The sequence below is a fragment of the Priestia sp. YIM B13486 genome (genome assembly GCF_042787865.1).
GTDB classification, from domain to species: Bacteria; Bacillota; Bacilli; order Bacillales; family Bacillaceae_H; genus Priestia; species Priestia megaterium.
Genome location: NZ_JBHZOZ010000017.1, coordinates 40538 through 56497, shown reverse-complemented (window position 1 = coordinate 56497; position 15960 = coordinate 40538). Strand labels below are relative to the sequence as shown.

At 39.4% G+C, this 15960-nt stretch carries 14 protein-coding genes; 7 read left to right on the top strand and 7 right to left on the bottom strand.

Annotated elements, in window-relative coordinates; all coding sequences use genetic code 11:
- Positions 1-108: 108 nt before the first annotated feature.
- The gene (locus tag ACFX4G_RS26150; protein WP_377577942.1) at positions 109-939 is read right to left on the bottom strand and encodes an LCP family glycopolymer transferase; all 831 of its coding nucleotides are present in this window, start codon (positions 937-939) and stop codon (positions 109-111) included.
- 76 nt (positions 940-1015) lie between these two features.
- A complete protein-coding gene (locus tag ACFX4G_RS26145; protein ID WP_377577939.1) occupies positions 1016-1387 on the bottom strand; it encodes a PilZ domain-containing protein in 372 nt (123 codons plus the stop codon).
- Positions 1388-1936: 549 nt separating this feature from the next.
- Here ACFX4G_RS26145 and corA point away from each other — a divergent pair.
- On the top strand, positions 1937-2908 hold the full coding sequence (gene corA, locus ACFX4G_RS26140; protein WP_013055874.1) for a magnesium/cobalt transporter CorA: 972 nt from the start codon (positions 1937-1939) through the stop codon (positions 2906-2908).
- A 39-nt stretch (positions 2909-2947) separates the two neighbouring features.
- Here the strand turns inward: corA and ACFX4G_RS26135 are convergent, their stop codons facing one another.
- The gene (locus ACFX4G_RS26135; protein ID WP_377577936.1) at positions 2948-6136 is read right to left on the bottom strand and encodes a S8 family peptidase; all 3189 of its coding nucleotides are present in this window, start codon (positions 6134-6136) and stop codon (positions 2948-2950) included.
- A gap of 454 nt (positions 6137-6590) precedes the next feature.
- On the opposite strand from ACFX4G_RS26135, the gene ACFX4G_RS26130 reads away from it, so the two are divergent.
- The 3 genes from ACFX4G_RS26130 (at position 6591) to ACFX4G_RS26120 (ending at position 7992) form a co-directional block, all read left to right on the top strand.
- Positions 6591-7100, top strand: a complete 510-nt coding sequence (locus ACFX4G_RS26130; RefSeq protein WP_230184660.1) for an SUKH-4 family immunity protein — start codon at positions 6591-6593, stop codon at positions 7098-7100.
- A 237-nt stretch (positions 7101-7337) separates the two neighbouring features.
- A complete protein-coding gene (locus ACFX4G_RS26125) occupies positions 7338-7532 on the top strand; it encodes a YesK family protein (RefSeq protein ID WP_377577933.1) in 195 nt (64 codons plus the stop codon).
- A gap of 1 nt (position 7533) precedes the next feature.
- Positions 7534-7992 carry a GNAT family N-acetyltransferase gene (locus ACFX4G_RS26120; protein ID WP_043979775.1) on the top strand — a complete coding sequence of 153 codons (459 nt, stop codon included), beginning with the start codon at positions 7534-7536 and terminating at the stop codon, positions 7990-7992.
- 748 nt (positions 7993-8740) lie between these two features.
- Here ACFX4G_RS26120 and ACFX4G_RS26115 read toward each other — a convergent pair.
- The 4 genes from ACFX4G_RS26115 to nagA form a co-directional block, all read right to left on the bottom strand.
- Complete coding sequence (locus ACFX4G_RS26115; protein WP_377577930.1) at positions 8741-9466, bottom strand: SIS domain-containing protein; 726 nt, start codon at positions 9464-9466, stop codon at positions 8741-8743.
- A gap of 15 nt (positions 9467-9481) precedes the next feature.
- The gene (locus ACFX4G_RS26110) at positions 9482-10207 is read right to left on the bottom strand and encodes a GntR family transcriptional regulator (RefSeq protein WP_013055880.1); all 726 of its coding nucleotides are present in this window, start codon (positions 10205-10207) and stop codon (positions 9482-9484) included.
- 144 nt (positions 10208-10351) lie between these two features.
- Positions 10352-11083, bottom strand: a complete 732-nt coding sequence (nagB, locus tag ACFX4G_RS26105) for a glucosamine-6-phosphate deaminase (RefSeq protein WP_057274513.1) — start codon at positions 11081-11083, stop codon at positions 10352-10354.
- 2 nt (positions 11084-11085) lie between these two features.
- Positions 11086-12270, bottom strand: coding sequence for an N-acetylglucosamine-6-phosphate deacetylase (nagA, locus tag ACFX4G_RS26100; RefSeq protein WP_377577926.1), 1185 nt, complete (start codon positions 12268-12270; stop codon positions 11086-11088).
- Positions 12271-12597: 327 nt separating this feature from the next.
- Here nagA and nagE point away from each other — a divergent pair, with 327 nt between their 5' ends.
- The 3 genes from nagE to ACFX4G_RS26085 all read left to right on the top strand — a co-directional run bounded on the left by nagE (position 12598) and on the right by ACFX4G_RS26085 (position 15891).
- Positions 12598-14475, top strand: coding sequence for an N-acetylglucosamine-specific PTS transporter subunit IIBC (nagE, locus tag ACFX4G_RS26095; protein ID WP_097824063.1), 1878 nt, complete (start codon positions 12598-12600; stop codon positions 14473-14475).
- A 192-nt stretch (positions 14476-14667) separates the two neighbouring features.
- Positions 14668-15387, top strand: a complete 720-nt coding sequence (locus ACFX4G_RS26090) for a DUF554 domain-containing protein (RefSeq protein ID WP_377577945.1) — start codon at positions 14668-14670, stop codon at positions 15385-15387.
- Between the two features lie 129 nt (positions 15388-15516).
- Positions 15517-15891, top strand: coding sequence for a VOC family protein (locus tag ACFX4G_RS26085; RefSeq protein ID WP_097824062.1), 375 nt, complete (start codon positions 15517-15519; stop codon positions 15889-15891).
- The last annotated feature ends 69 nt before the right edge of the window (positions 15892-15960 follow it).

The window sequence follows — 15960 nt, the reverse complement described above, 5'->3', positions numbered from 1 at the left end:
CAGTCACCGGTACAATACCGACAACTGGCTGTTTAAAAGGTGTTTTGATCCCTGTCTCGAAATCAGGGGTCAGTCCCTATGGTCAATGGTTTTTTCGTGAGGCGTGTTTTATAAAAACAGCTCGTTGCGTTCTAAATGCTTATACAGCCGCGTTGTGACTTGTTTTTGATTCCATTCGTTTTGCGGAAACTGCTGCTTGTCTACGTGAGAAACGGCCGGTTTGTAGGTTTTTTGAATTCGTTTGATATCATTAAAGGTTGCATTGGTTTCAATGTGATCAGCGAGCGTAAATACAAGGGAATGCAGCTTTGCAACATTGGGAATCGTAGCTGCTTGGCTGAAAATGGCTTTCGCGACGGACAGCTGCCTTTCATGCGCAGTAAAGATGTCTTGCTCATTACGCTCCTTTAAAAAAACAAGTGCTTCTTTTCCGTTAAGGCGAATCGATCCTTTTGGAAAAACAATGTTGCTATGTTCAAAAGCACGTTTGTTTGTGACGATAATGCCCCCTAATTTATTTACAGCATCGACGACTGACTGCTGATCCATTTTGACATAATAATCAACAGGAAGCTTTGCATACGTTTCGACGTTCTTTACGACAGCATTCATATTTCCTCGATGATAAATGGTTCTCAGTGTTTCATTGCCGAGCTGAGTTGACCCTGGCAAGTGGGTCATTTTTATTGATTCATGCTGTTTATTAACAGTCATATATACAAATGACGTATTTTGATCGTTCTCTTGAATTAAAAGCAGGGAAAACGGTTGCCCTTTTTTAAAATTGACGTGTGTTTTGTTACCATGCTCAAGCGGTACATACGTTTGATCAACAGCAGCTTTCACCGTATGATAGCCTGCAAATGTGATGCTGACAAAACTGACGAGTAAAAATAGTACGAGACCGCCAATCCACTCTTTTTTTGCTTTGCTGCTCATCGTCTCACCTTTTTCTATCGAAGTCGTTCGTAGTATTGCCATCTTAAAAGGGGAGTAAAACAAATGAGCGCTATTTTTATTGCTTATCTTGCTTTTTCTTGGCGTAGGTTTTGAGTTCTGTAATTAAAATCGCTTGTTCTTCCACATCGTTAAACGCTTCGATGCCATAAAGGTATTCGGTGTGCCGTTTTTCTTTCCACACGCAAAGTCCGGTAATATGGATGGGTTTTTCATTTAAATAAAAGCTGATTTTTAGCTGAATTTGATGGTTGAAAATAGGTAAATCAAGCGGTGAGATTATTTTGATTCCTTTTGGTGAAAGGTCGATAACGGACAAAGGACCTGGCTTAGAATCGATTTCTTTGTTGTCGTATTTAGCAATGGAAAACGTTCCAACAATGGGAGTCTCAAATAAAAAGCGAAACGGTTCTTCACGTTTAAAATGCATGTATCATCAGTCCTTTTCGTAATCTAAGTTTGTTAAGTAAGTATTCGATGAAAGTCCAAAAATTCCTACACGTTTTTCCCCATCATACATATAATGTTTATCGGTGTAGAAAATCTCACATGACCAAAGACCGGCCATGATAGATATTCTAGACCTAATCGTAGGCGATCCCCCTTGAGGGGTTGATCGTCTACGATTAGGTTAACCTTTGCGGGAGGATTCAAGCTTTATTAGTTATCGATTGCCGATTATAACTGCTTTTATAGTATCGGAAGTTTTGTTTGAAACTTTAAAAGGTGAGGAAAAGGTTTTGAAAAAAGCGCTACGCTAGAGTTGGATTGTATGTTAAAATTAAACTTTGTGAAGTAGCTGTATTACAAGTCAGCGTTCCTTCAACTAATTAGGAGGTGAGATGAATGGGCACTGATGACCCCATTTCGATGAAGGTTACTGCAAAACAAGATAGGGGCAACAAAGGTGTATATGTTCCTCTCATTTCAACGAAGGAAAATACTCCTTAATGCCTCAATGATGTGAGGTGAAAAATCAATGATTAAAACATACTTATATGATGATGAAACAAAAGAAATGGTAACGAATCTTGATTTAGGAGACGTGCATGAGAAATTGCGCAATCCTGATAATTTGCTGTGGATTGATTTGTATGATGTCCACGGACAAGAGCTTGCTCAAATTGCTAAATTATTCGATTTTCACCCATTGGCGATTGAAGACTGCTTACACGACAGTCCTCGCGCTAAAATGGATGATTACGAAGACTATAAATTTTTCGTCTTTCACGCGCTTCGCTATAACGAAGAAAGTGATGACGAGATTACGACGCTTGAGTTAAATGCCTTTGTCGGATCAAATTACGTAGTGACGATTCATAAACATAAAATGGGCTGGCTTCGCAAAATGGATGCTGTGTGCTCACGCTATCCAAAGTTTATGAACCGCGGCGCCGACTTTTTACTGTATGCTTTGATTGATGGCATCACGGACGAATACTTTCCGATTTTAGACCGAATTGACATGCGTATTGATGAATTAGAAGATGAAATCTATAACAAAGAAGTCCGCGGAGTGACGGAAGAGTTCTTGGCCTTAAAAAGAACGATTATCTTAATCCGTCGCGTTATTCTGCCTCAGCGCCGAATTTTCTTAACGGTTAATGGAAAATGGAAATTTGACATACGAGAGGAAAATGTTCCTTTCTACATTGACTTGCTTGACCACTTAGAGCGTATTGTAGACTCTGCTGAAACATTTAGAGACCTCGTAAACAGTGCACTTGATACGTACTATTCTATTACCAATGCCACTTCATCTGAAAAGCTGAACGTCTTAACGCTGATTTCAACGATTATGCTTCCGTTAACGTTCGTAACCGGATTTTTTGGGATGAACGTACCGATTCCATATCAAAATTCCCACTGGGCTACTGCTGTTATTATTGTTATGTTAATTGTGTTAACGTGGGGAATGTGGAAATACTTTAAAAACAAACAGCTTTTATAACAAAAAGGCACTTGGCCATAAGCCAAGCGCCTTTTTTCTTTATTTTGTCACCGTTTTTGTTGTTGCTTTACTCGTATTGTTCGCTTTGTCTTTTGCAGTTACGCTTAAGACTGTTTTTTCTTTTTGCTTTTTAATTTTTACTGAGTATTGTCCTTTGCTGTTAGCGGCAGCAGAGCCAATGCTTTTTTTGTTTACTGTTACCGTTACGGTAGCATTTGCTTCTGCTTTACCTGTTACAGCCGTGCTTTTTGTTGTGACAGCATTGACGCTTGGTGCAGCAGGGGGAGTTTTATCGCTCACTTTTACAGTCGTAGCTTTACTTGTGTTGTTGGCTGCGTCTGCTGCTGTTACGCTGATTGCTGTACCTGCTTTTTGTTTTTTAATCGTTATGCTGTACTGACCTTTTGCATTGGCTTTTGCTTTGCCGATTTCTTTGTTGTTCACTTTCGCTACAACAGATGCATTTGCTTCAGCTGTTCCTTTAATAGCTGTATCCGCGTCACTGACTGGATTCACTTTAGGTGCATTTGGCGCAATAACGTCACGCACCGTTACTTTTACTTCTTCACTTTCTTGTTTTTGGCTGTTTGTAGCCGTGATGTACAAGACTGTGTTTTCTTTTTGTTTTGGAATTTTCACTTTGAACGCGCCTTTTGCATCAGCTTTTGCTGAAGCAATCACTTTCTTAGCGCTGTTTTTAACATTTACCGTAAAATTCGCTTTAGACGTTCCTGTTACATACTCATCTTTATTCGTCACCGCTTTTACCGCTGGTTTGGCAGGTGCTTTTTGAACAACTGCACGAATGCTCGTACTTGCTTTTCCGTTTGTGACAACTACTTGTAAAACGGTATCAGCTTTTTGAGCTGGAATGTTCACAGAGAACGTATTTTTTGCATCAGCTTTAACTGTGCCAAGTGTTTTTGAGCCGTTCATTACTTTAACAGTTGAACCGCTTTGAGCTTTACCTGTAACAATTTTTTGCGTGCTGACAAATGTATTTACCTGCGCTTGCAGCTGCTGTGCACTTACTGCGCTGTACGCATTTAAACGTCCCCATCCTGATACGTAATCGTAGCCTGGAGCAGGGGGTTCTGCTGGACTTTCTTCATCATCGTATACAGGAGCATCTTTTTCATCAAATTTAATATCTTTAGCTGTATCCGTTAGACGTTTTTCAACGTCTTTTGGCTTTAAGCCTGGGTTTTGTGATAGCAATAATCCCGCAACGGCTGCCACGTGAGGTGTTGCCATTGATGTTCCGCTTAAATAAGTGACGTTTCCGTCTGGAACAAGACTTGGAATATCAGAGCCAGGAGCTGTAATATCTAATCCTTTTCCGTAGTTTGAGTAGTCAGATACGATATCTAAACGGTTTGATGCGCCTACTGAAATCGCATAGGCAGATGAAGCAGGGTAAGAGAGTTCTTCCATACCGTCGTTTCCACTTGCAGCTACAACCGTTACGTTATGATCGTATGCGTATTTTAACGAATATTCAAGCACGCGGCTGTAAGATCCGCCAAGGCTTAAGTTAATGACTTTTGCACCGTGATCAACCGCGTATTTAATACCGTACGCAATTTGTTCTGTATCTCCGCTTCCAGATGCGTCTAGAATTTTAACCGGTAAAATTTTTGCATGAGAATTAATGCCGGCCATTGAATAGTTATTGTTTGCAGAGGCTGCGATAATACCTGCTACGTGAGTTCCGTGTCCGTTGTCGTCTGTTGCATTTGACGAACGATCCACGTAGTTATAGCCTGTTTTTGTATCCACCACGCCTTTTAAATCAGCTAGTGATGAATCGACGCCCGTATCGGCAACGGCAATAACCGTATCTTTTAATTTTTGACCGTTTAGTAATTTTTCAAGTGATTCGTATTGAATATCGGCATGTTGCGTACCGTCATTTTTACCCGTATTGTTTAATGACCATTGATACGGATATTGTGAATCCATTGAAAGAGCGTGGTACTCTTGAACCGGCTCGATAAATTCAGTTTCAGGAAGTGCCTGAATTTGTTTTGCCGTCATTTTACCTTGAGCAGATGACGTGCTGAAGCTTTTTGCATTGCTGTCATCTAATTGAATAACAAACATATTATCAAAAGAAGCAGCTGATTGTTTTAATGGATTAATAGATTCAATGCTTGCTGATTTTGACTGTGCTTTTGTTTTGAATGATTTAGCATTTGCACCATCTTTTAATTTAACAATATAGCGAGTTTCAGCTTTTGTTGAAACGCTGTTTGCGCTGACTAACTTAGCTCTTACTAATACAGACGATACGTTTAAGTCCGTTACGTCTTTTAATTTTGTCTGTGCTGCTACTTTTTCTAAGTCTTTCTTTAAAGCAGCCGGAACGGATTTATAAGCGATGCTGTATAAATCATTGATTGCTTTTTGATCAGCACTTGTAATCATATATGTGCTTGATGCGCCGTTTTTCGCCACATCTGTAAATAGACCCTTTAGCTGAACTAAATCTTTGTATACTTGTTCGCGCATCGATTTATCAATAATCATTTTAGAACTGATAAACGGAGCGGCTTTGTAGTAAAGAGAAGAAAGGTCTTTTCCGCTTGCTGTTTTTGAAAGCACAGCGTCGCGAATCGTACGCAAATCTTTTAAAATACCTTTTCCGTTTTCTTTTTGGCTTGTACTTAATTCAGCCGGGCATTCTTCTTCCATCATTTGAGAAGGAGGAAGTGAAGCGCCTTCATAGCTGATTGTATATGGAACTTCTGTTTTTTCTTCCGGCTGTGGTTCTGGAGAAGCTGAACCATCTTCCGCATCTTCTTCAATCATGTCGTCTTCGCTTCCGTAATACTCAACTTTCACATAATAAGGGCCAGTCCAAGCGATTGGAAAATCAAGCTGAGCAGGCTCATCTTTGTAGGAGTATCCCATATAACGGTCAAATGCCACGTTGTTTTTGGCATTTTCAAGACTAGAGTAAACCGTGATGTTTACTTCATCATCACTTTGAAGCTTAATTCGGTAGTGTGAAAATTTTGCTACCTCTTGCTTAGAAGGATTAATTTTGTACCAATGTGTTTGTTCTGGTTCTGTAAATGTTCCTTTTGCTGCTTTACCAATGCTTAATGTTTTTTCATTAGCAGGCGGATTGCCTGCCGCTTGTGTTTTCAGTAAGCCTAATTGGCTAAAACACAAGGTGAACATTAAAGCAAAAGCAATAAAACGATAAATTGACCCTTTTTTCATGTTAAACCTCCAAAAAAATATAGTAAAAAACAGGAATTACATACCTATTAAACCATAAAGTTTAAAAAATTGTAAATAATTACTGTTGCTTATTTTAGTATTTTGTCAAGTTATTAATCTCGCATAAGAAATGGTGAGATAAGTCCTAGTTGCAAAAAGTAGAAAAAATTGGAATAATAAAGATTGAGCCTTTTTATAAGAGGCGAGAGTACGCTGAAAAGGGAAGAAGGGAATGAGAATTATTTTTCAAAGCAGAATTCACTGGAGAAAATCTGATCGGTTTCTTTTTACCTGTGTTTATAAAGAGGAAATCGGGCTATATAAATAAAGATTGGAAAAAATTTCAGTCTAATTAAGTTCATTTGTAGCATATAATACGAGCTGGATTTCTTTTATAATAAACAAAAGCAAAGAAAGAGCAAATGGTGAAAAGGAGTGAAAGAAGTTGTCAAATGTGATGCAACGACAGGAAAAACGAATGAAGTTTGATGCCGAACAGCTTGCACCCCTTGATATTGATAAAGAGACAAAGAAGTTGCTAACAGAAAAAGGATTGCCCAAAGAAGCTTCACCATTTCTAGAGTTCGTTTCATCCAAAGGAAAGTTAACAACATTATGCGAAACATTTGAGTTATCATCTCGCTACCAGCACTATTGGTTTTTAGGAACAACAGGCGCTGGAGATCCAATTTGTCTTCATCAAAAAAACGGTTCGGTTGTGCTGCTCGATACGTCCAACGATGACTGCGAGCGTTTCGTGAATACAACTTTTCCGCAGTTTTTAGCATGCTTAGATGTGTTTGAAGAGCTAGTAGAAAAAACGATTCAAGCTAACGGAGAATCTGCATACTTAGAGAGACACATTCCTGCTGAGGTGCTGCAGCGATGCAAAAAACGTATGAATGAAATTGATGAAGCTTGCTTAGCCCCTTATTCTTTTTGGTTCAAAGAACTTTCTTTTTAATATAGTAGAAAAATAGACATGGCCGTTTTGGTCATGTCTATTTAGTTGTGGCTGCAGGGCTATTAATATAGATAGAATAAATAAAAATAATAGTATATAATGGATATAAATTCCTTTTTTAAAAAGAAGGCGGAGGATGTAAATGATTTCTTTATTTGGATTAATGGGTGCTTTCTTTGTTTTGCTTTTGGGTGCGTCGTATTTCTTCTATAGAAGGAATATAGAAGGAACTCACCTGTGCAGTACGGAATTTCACTTAGCAGCATGCTAATAAGCATATTTCTATTTCTATATAGCATATTTGGAGTTGGCGGCTTTGAAGGAATGGGGCTTGGTGCTTTAGCGGCTGCTTTGTTCTTGGCATCTGTTTTGGGCTTGTTCGTCAGTGTTCTTTTTAATATCATAAATAGACACGGGAAAGGTGCTGTGTGAAATGGGAGAAATAACCTTTAGAGAAGCAGTGCGGGAAGATTTAGATCAAATTGTTGGAATGCTTGCTGATGATATGCTTGGAAGCAAACGAGAGCGCTACGAATCACCGCTTCCAGCCTGTTATGTTCAAGCATTTCAGGCAATTGATGCGGATCCAAACAATGAACTGATTGTCGCATGTAAAGATAGTGAAGTAATAGGTGTTCAACAAATAACCTTTACGCCCCACATTGTACGACAAGGCGCGTGGAGAGCAACGATTGAAGGAGTCCGAACCGCTTCGTCAGAGCGCGGAAAAGGGGTTGGATATCAGCTGATTACATGGGCGATTCAACGAGCGAAAGAACGTAATTGTCAGTTGATACAATTAACAACTGACAAGGAACGGTCAGAGGCTTTGCGTTTTTATCAAAAGCTTGGATTCACAGCTTCTCATGAAGGATTAAAGCTCCATTTGTAATTCGCTATTAATGATTGTATCTCCGTAGTAAGAATTTTTTGATTAAAATGAATTTTTTAGTTTAGTTCAATTGAAACGTGGTATACAAATAGTACAGAGCCGATAGAAATTTTTCTAAGGCTACTGTGAAAGGTAAATACTTAGCTTCATGAAGGGACTGGTTTCGTTTTGGAATACTTAACAGCAACTTCAGCAAACGTATTACCTCATATGAAAAGCAGATATTCTGATCTGACAATTGGCACTCTCGTTATGAACCGATATACGTAGCGAAAGGGCCTCACAAGGGCAAATGAACATGAAATAATTAGCATGATATGAAGGGAAGAAGCTGCATCAGTTTTGATGCAGCTTCTTTTTTGTAAGATGCGGCACGAAATCGTATACAAAATTTTGGCGGAAATTTATATGTAAAATCTATAAGTTAAGTATAGTAAATTATTTTACCATCACGGATGAAATCATACATACAACAATTATGAAAGAAGCTAAAAGCCAGCTGGAACATTACCGTAAAAAAATCTTCAAATGAATGCACTACGAAATTTCTTATAACTTATTTGACACCTAAGGTATAAAAGAGTATACTTATGTTAAACATAGTAATTATGTCGGATAAGTAGGTTATGGTGCTGTGAACAAGACTTCTACTGATAAAGAGGAGATCTAGTCCAAATCTTACAGTCCGGCTTTGATGAGGTGCTTTCAAGCATCTTTTTTTTGTGCAAAAAAACAGCCGCAGGGGCTGTTATAGGGCAGTAATTCTTCCTTTGTAAGCATCAATCAACCGCTGGTTATGTTCATCTGAACCTTCCATGTTTCCGCTTAAAAAGACAGGAGGCGTAATGCCGCGGCTGAGCAGTTTTTGAATAGTTCTAGATAGAATATCGTTTAAGATAGCGCCTCCAATTACAGTGGAACCAGAAGCAAAAGAAATGTCTTGCTGATGAAGAAGAACGTCTCCTTTTGGAATATGATTATTAATAACAAGATCTACGACATCATGAAGGTATTTTCCGCTTTTATGTCGCGAAGCCCGGCTCGTGGCATAAGAAGGAGAGGTAAGCCCGATAACAAAGGCGCCTTTTTCTTTTGCAATTAAGGCCACATCAACCGGAACGGGATTTACGCCCGACGTAGAAATTACAATCATGATATCGCCTGGTACGATATCTTCTTTTTCCATAAAGGTAGAGGCATAGTCGTTTTTACGCTCTAGCTGCGAAGAGCGCGAAGCTCCTTTATGAAGCATCAGTTCTTCTACAAAAATAGGGTGAATCGGCGCAAGCCCTCCGGAACGGTAAAACACTTCTTCCGTTAAAATATGAGAATGACCGCACCCAAATAAATGAATGAGGTGATGAGAAGCTAATTGCTGTGAGATTTTCTCGGCTGCGGATTCTATTGCCTGCTGTTCATACGTCTCCACTTTGGCAAGCAGTTTTGTTAGTTCCTGTAGATATAAACTAGACATAAAAAAACTCCTTAGTTAAGATCGTGTCATATTAATCGTAAACTTATAGCGGTCTGCTCGGTACGAAGATTTCACCACTTCAAGCGGCGTGCCGTCTTGCAAATACGTATTTCTTTGAATCAATAGAACGGGTGAATATGAGCTGATTCCAAGATGCTTCACTTCGGTTTCAGAAGCTAAAATGGATTCTAACGTTTGATTGGCTTCGCCGATTTTCAGCCCGAGCTCTTCTTCAATATAGCGATAGAGCGAGTCATTAACAATGGATTCTGTTAAGCCTTTGACTAAGTTAGCGGATACATACACGCTTTCAAGCGCCATTGGCACGTCGTCAGCTAAACGAATACGCTTAATTTCATAAACAGGTGCATGAAGAGAAATTTGCAGCTGCTCGGCAATTTTTTCTGAAGCCGCAATAATTTCAAAGCTCAGCAGCTTACTGCTTGGCACCATTCCGCGCGCTTTCATATCTTCTGTAAAACTCGTTAATCCAACGAGCTGCTGCTCCAGTTTTTTTTCAGACACAAAGGTGCCCCGGCCTTTTTGACGGTATAAATAACCGTCGTTTACTAAATTGTTAATCGCTTGGCGAACGGTCATTCTGCTGATTTCAAATCGTTCTGCAAACTCTCGTTCAGAAGGAAGCGAATCATTTGGTTTTAACTCTCCGTTTTCAATTTGTTTTTTCAACTGTTCTTCAATTTGATAATAAATCGGAAGAGGTGAGCTTTTATCAATCACTTAAGTTCTCTCCTTTATGTAAACCTCCTCATCTAAAAAAGACGAGGAGGTATGTTATCTATATATACTCTAACTAATAGCCAGACACCTTTCTTTCATAAAGACGGATTGATTATAGTCGGAACAGCCTACTTGACTATTCTTTCAAAGGCTCACTTTAGCTAAAGCTTCTTGGTCCGCAATAATTGTAACACAGTGATGCTTCTTTAAAATAGAAGCAGGAAAGTCTTCTGTGATTTCTCCGTTAAGCAGCTGATACATCGCTTCTGCTTTGGCTTCCCCGGAGATAAGCAGTAAAATTTCTTTACTTTTCATAATCGATTCAATTCCCATTGTAATAGCCTGAGTAGGCACTTCGTCAAGAGAATTAAAGTAGCGCGCATTCGCTTTTCGCGTTGACTCTTCTAACGTCACAATATGAGTAGGGGAGTTGAATGACGTACCAGGTTCGTTAAAGCCAATATGTCCGTTTTGGCCGATTCCAAGAATCTGAAGGTCAATGCCTCCGTGATTTTGAATCATTTCATCGTAGCGGCGGCATTCTTCTTCAGGCGTATCAGCTAGGCCGTTAGGAACGTGCGTGTTGCTTACGTCAATATCAATATGATTAAATAACGCATCTGCCATATAGTAGTGATAGCTGTTTGGATCTTGCGGCTTCATTCCGACATATTCATCTAAGTTAAATGAAGTAACGTGTTTGTAAGACGTGCCGTGCTCCTTATGATCTTGAATTAAACGATCATATAATCCTTTCGGCGTGCCTCCCGTTGCAAGTCCCAGATTCATATTTGGTTTTTTATGAAGTTTGCTAATCAGCATATCAGCTGCTTTTGCGCTCATTTCACTGTAATTTTTCACTTGGATGATATTCATTGTTAGTCCTCCTTTTTAAAGCTCAGTGTGCCTCGGCAAAATGTCATTTCAACATCTAAGTTTTCATTTAACACCACGATATCCGCATCTTTTCCAATTTTGATGCTTCCTTTTGTATCGAACAGATTAAGCTGTTTTGCTGGGTTTTCAGCAGTCATTTTTACGATTTCTTCCAATGAACAGTTCGTAAAGCTCATCGTGTTTTTAATCGCATCGTTCATCTTTAAGATGCTTCCTGCTAATGTTCCGTCTGCAAGGGTAGCGGTTGTGTCGTTTACGTGAACAGGCTGTCCTCCTAAATCATACGTACCGTTTTTTAGCCATTTGGCACGAAGAGAATCCGTGATAAGAATCATGCGTTCACTTGTGATTTGATCGTACGCAAGCTTGACCATTTCAGGTCGGCAGTGGATGCCGTCTGTAATCAGCTCTACAAATAATTCATCTCTCAAATAAGCGGCGCCTAATACGCCCGGCTCTCTATGGTGAAGACCGCGCATGCCGTTGTATAAATGCGTAATATGAGACGCTCCTGCTTCGATGGCTTCACCAACTTGATCATATGTGCTGTCGGAATGGCCAATAGAAGCGACGACGTTTGTTTCTTTTAAATAAGAAGTAAGCGCTAAGCCGTTTGGTTGCTCCGGAGCTAATGTAACAAGTTTAATATGTCCTCCGGCTGCTTTTTGCCACTCTTGAAACAATAACACATTCGGATCTTGAATGTGAGTAGGGGGCTGTGCACCCGCACGTTTTGGTGAAATAAACGGACCTTCTAAATGAATACCTACTACTTCAGCATCCGCATTTGTTTGCTCTTCGATATAAGCGCCCGCGTTGCGAAGCGCTTTTTCAACCGCTTCATTCGATTGCGTCATAGTAGTTGCCAAAAAGCTTGTTGTACCTTCTTTTGGGAGCGTGCGTGCCATTGTTTTTAATGCTTCTGCTGTACCGTCCATCGCATCGGCATTGTTAACGCCATGAATATGCACATCAATGGCACCAGGAATCACTTTATAGGAAGGAGAAAGCTCAATCACATGATCATTCGACTGACGTACGTATTGATGTATCTCTCCGATTTCAGTAATTTTCTTGTTCGTTAGTTTAATATACCCGTTTTTTAATGTCTGATTTTCACTATAAACGGTTACATTATAAATAATGATGGATGAATGTGTATCCATACATACACTCCTTTGCTCGTTGTATTGATTTAAGTGTAACGCTTTTTGGAATAGTTGTCTAGACCAGTTGATTCTTTTTTGTGAACTAGAAAGTTTTGTAAGGGCTTTTAACATTGATGTAGAGAGGTTTTTAAAAAGAAAATTGGTATAGACAACTATATATTTTATGTGCTAGTATGAGTCCATGCAATAAAACCGCCTTCATTTCAGCTGATGATGTAATCATAGGCCGGGATGAATGCGGTAACTTGTCATCCGATAAATATTGTTACGAAAATCCTTGCTCGTAACATCGGGTTAAATACGTTATACAAAGGGGATAGAAACATGCTGAATTTTTTACAACGTATTGGTAAATCGCTTATGCTGCCAATCGCAGTATTACCTGCTGCGGCATTGCTTCTTCGTTTGGGTCAAAAGGACTTATTAGATATTCCATTTATGGCTCAAGCCGGAGATGCGATTTTTGCGAATTTAGCACTACTGTTTGCACTCGGAATTGCTGTAGGGCTTTCAAAAGATGGAAGCGGCGCAGCAGCACTTGCCGGAGTCGTTGGTTATTTTGTGTTAACAAAAGGAACTGTAGCTATTGATAAAGATATTAACATGGGTGTACTCGGCGGGATTGTCTCAGGGGTAACGGCCGGTTTACTATACAATCGTTTCTCAGCGATTAAGCTGCCCGAGTGGCTCGGCTTCTTTGCAGGAAAGCGGTTTGTACCGATTATTACGTCAGTCGTTATGCTTGCGCTTGCAGGAATCTTCGGGGTTATCTGGCCGCCAATTCAAGATCAAATTAACAACTTAGGAACGTGGATTACAGGAGCAGGAGCGCTTGGTGCAGGTATATACGGATTTTTAAACCGTCTATTAATTCCAATTGGACTGCATCACGTGTTAAACAGCTTAGTTTGGTTTGTATTCGGAGACTATCACGGCGTAACGGGAGACTTGAATCGCTTCTTTAAAGGAGATCCAACGGCAGGAACATTCATGTCTGGATTCTTCCCGGTTATGATGTTTGGTTTACCGGCAGCTGCGCTTGCGATGGTTGCAGCAGCTAAAAAAGAAAAGCGCAAACAAGTCAGCGGTATGTTAATCGGGCTTGCTGTTACTTCTTTTTTAACAGGAATTACAGAACCAATTGAATTTCTATTTATGTTCGTAGCACCGCTATTATACGTTATTCATGCCGTTTTAACGGGAATATCGATGGCTTTAGCCGTTGCTCTTGGCATTCACGCTGGATTTGGATTTTCAGCAGGTGCCATTGACTTCTTCTTAAACTACGGAATTTCACAAAAACCGCTGCTGTTAGCAGGAATTGGAATTGTATATGCAGTGATTTACTTTGTCATTTTCTACACGCTGATTAAAGCGTTAAATTTAAAAACACCGGGACGTGAAGATGATGAAGAAGTAGACACATCAAACGAAACGGTTGTAGCAACAGGCGATAAATATGTGGATATGGCATCGTATTTTATTGAAGATTTAGGCGGAAAAGAAAACTTAACCGTGATTGATAACTGTGCGACTCGTCTTCGCTTACAAGTAGCTGATGCCGGCAATATTAATGAAGCTGCCTTAAAGCGCCACGGAGCGAGAGGAATTATGAAGCTCAGCAAAACAAATGTTCAAGTCATTGTCGGAACAGAAGTAGAGTTTGTTGCAGACGCAATGAATCAATTAGTTAAATACGGCACAGCGTCAACCGCTGCACCTGTTGAACAACAGGCTGTCCAAGCAGACGCACACACAGAGTTTGTGTTACCGTTTGAAGGCGTTGTAAAGCCGCTTAGTGAAGTAGAAGATCAAGTGTTTTCACAAAAAATGATGGGCGACGGCTTTGCGATTGAACCGATTGAAGGAACGCTCGTATCACCGATTAACGGTGAAGTCATGACCGTATTCCCAACAAAACATGCGATTGGATTAAAAACAGCAGAAGGAATTGAAATCCTGATTCACGTTGGATTAGATACGGTGAATTTAAAAGGAGAAGGATTCGAAGCGCTTGTTCAAGAAGGGGACAGTGTTCAACAAGGGACGCCGCTTTTACAAGTGAATGTAGACTATGTTAAAAAGCATGCACCGTCTATTGTGACACCAGTTGTATTTACCAATTTGCCAGCAGATAAAGAAGTGAAGCTGTTAAAAACAGGCTACCAAAAGCAAGGCACAAAAGACGTTATTACATTTTAATCAAAAGAGGCTGGAACAAACGTGTTTTAGTTAAAGATCCGAATGATTCATCATTCGGATCTTTTTTCTTTTCTTCATAATTGCGAGAATTTTGTGTTAAAATTTAGTGTGTTTGATACAGCTAGTGCGGAGCAGAGAGGAAGTAGAGCAAATGAAAAAAGAAGCGGTATTATTTGCAGTAAAAGTGACAACATGTTTATTATAGGAGCATTAGTGAATGGATTAGCGATTGTTGTAGGAACATTAATGGGCAAGCTTGCTCACCGCATCCCTGAAAAGGTAAGCGTGACGGTGATGCAAGTGATGGGTTTATCGGTTATCACGCTCGGTCTGCAAATGGGTTTTAAAAGTCATCAGTTTTTAATTGTAATTTTGAGCTTAGCCATTGGAGCGGTTATTGGTGAGTTCATTGATTTAGATGAAAAGCTAAACCTTTTAGGCAATATGATTGAACGAAAATTTCAATCACAGCAAAATGACAAGCAAACATTCAGTATTTCACAGGGCTTTGTAACAGGGACGTTAATTTTTGTTATTGGAGCGATGGCGATTGTCGGGGCATTAGACAGCGGAATACGCGGCGATCACAGCGTATTGTTTACAAAAGCGGTGATGGATGGGTTTATCTCATTATTATTAACGACTACGCTTGGAATAGGCGTCATTTTCTCAGCTGTGCCCGTGTTTCTATACGAAGGCATCATTGCGTTATTTGCCACGCAAATTAATGCGATTGTGCCACAAGATTTAATGAATAGTATCATTGCCGAAGTCACGGGAGTAGGCGGCGTATTAATTTTAGCAATTGGGATTAATTTATTAGAAATTATTAAAATTAAAGTTGCGAATTTACTGCCTTCGATTTTAATTGCGGTTGTGATTGTAGTTGTACAGCATACATATTTTTCATGAAGAAAAAGCTTGTGAATAGTATTCGCAAGCTTTTTTGTATATATGAGCAAAAGTTAAGGGAATAGCAGGTATAAAATGATGCGTGGATAATGGTATAGAATGAACCGAAAATAAAAAGGAGGATTAAAAATGCCGAGTCCCGTTTTCAATAAAATGAATACGGTATTTATTCACGTAGCTCATTTAAAAACTTCGGTAAAATGGTATAGCGAGTTATTGAATCAAGAATACAAGATGAGCGAAGTTAAGAACCCGGTTTATAATCTTAAAATTGATGGAGAAACAGGATTAACGCTAGACGCAGGTCCTGAAGGAAAAGAAAAACAAATAGCGGTTAGTCTCCATCCAATTTTTAATTTTCATACTGAAGATATTAAAGAAGCATATGAATTTGTTAAAGGGCTGCACTATACGATTGATTCTCCGATTACTTCTTTTGAAGATTTTTCGTTTTTTACCATAAAAGATCCGGATGGACATGTGGTCATGATTTGCACAGGTTAAGTCGTTAGCTCCAGAAGTTTAAGGTATAGTATACTAAGAAGAAAACCCTAATGAGATGAAGTAAGGAGA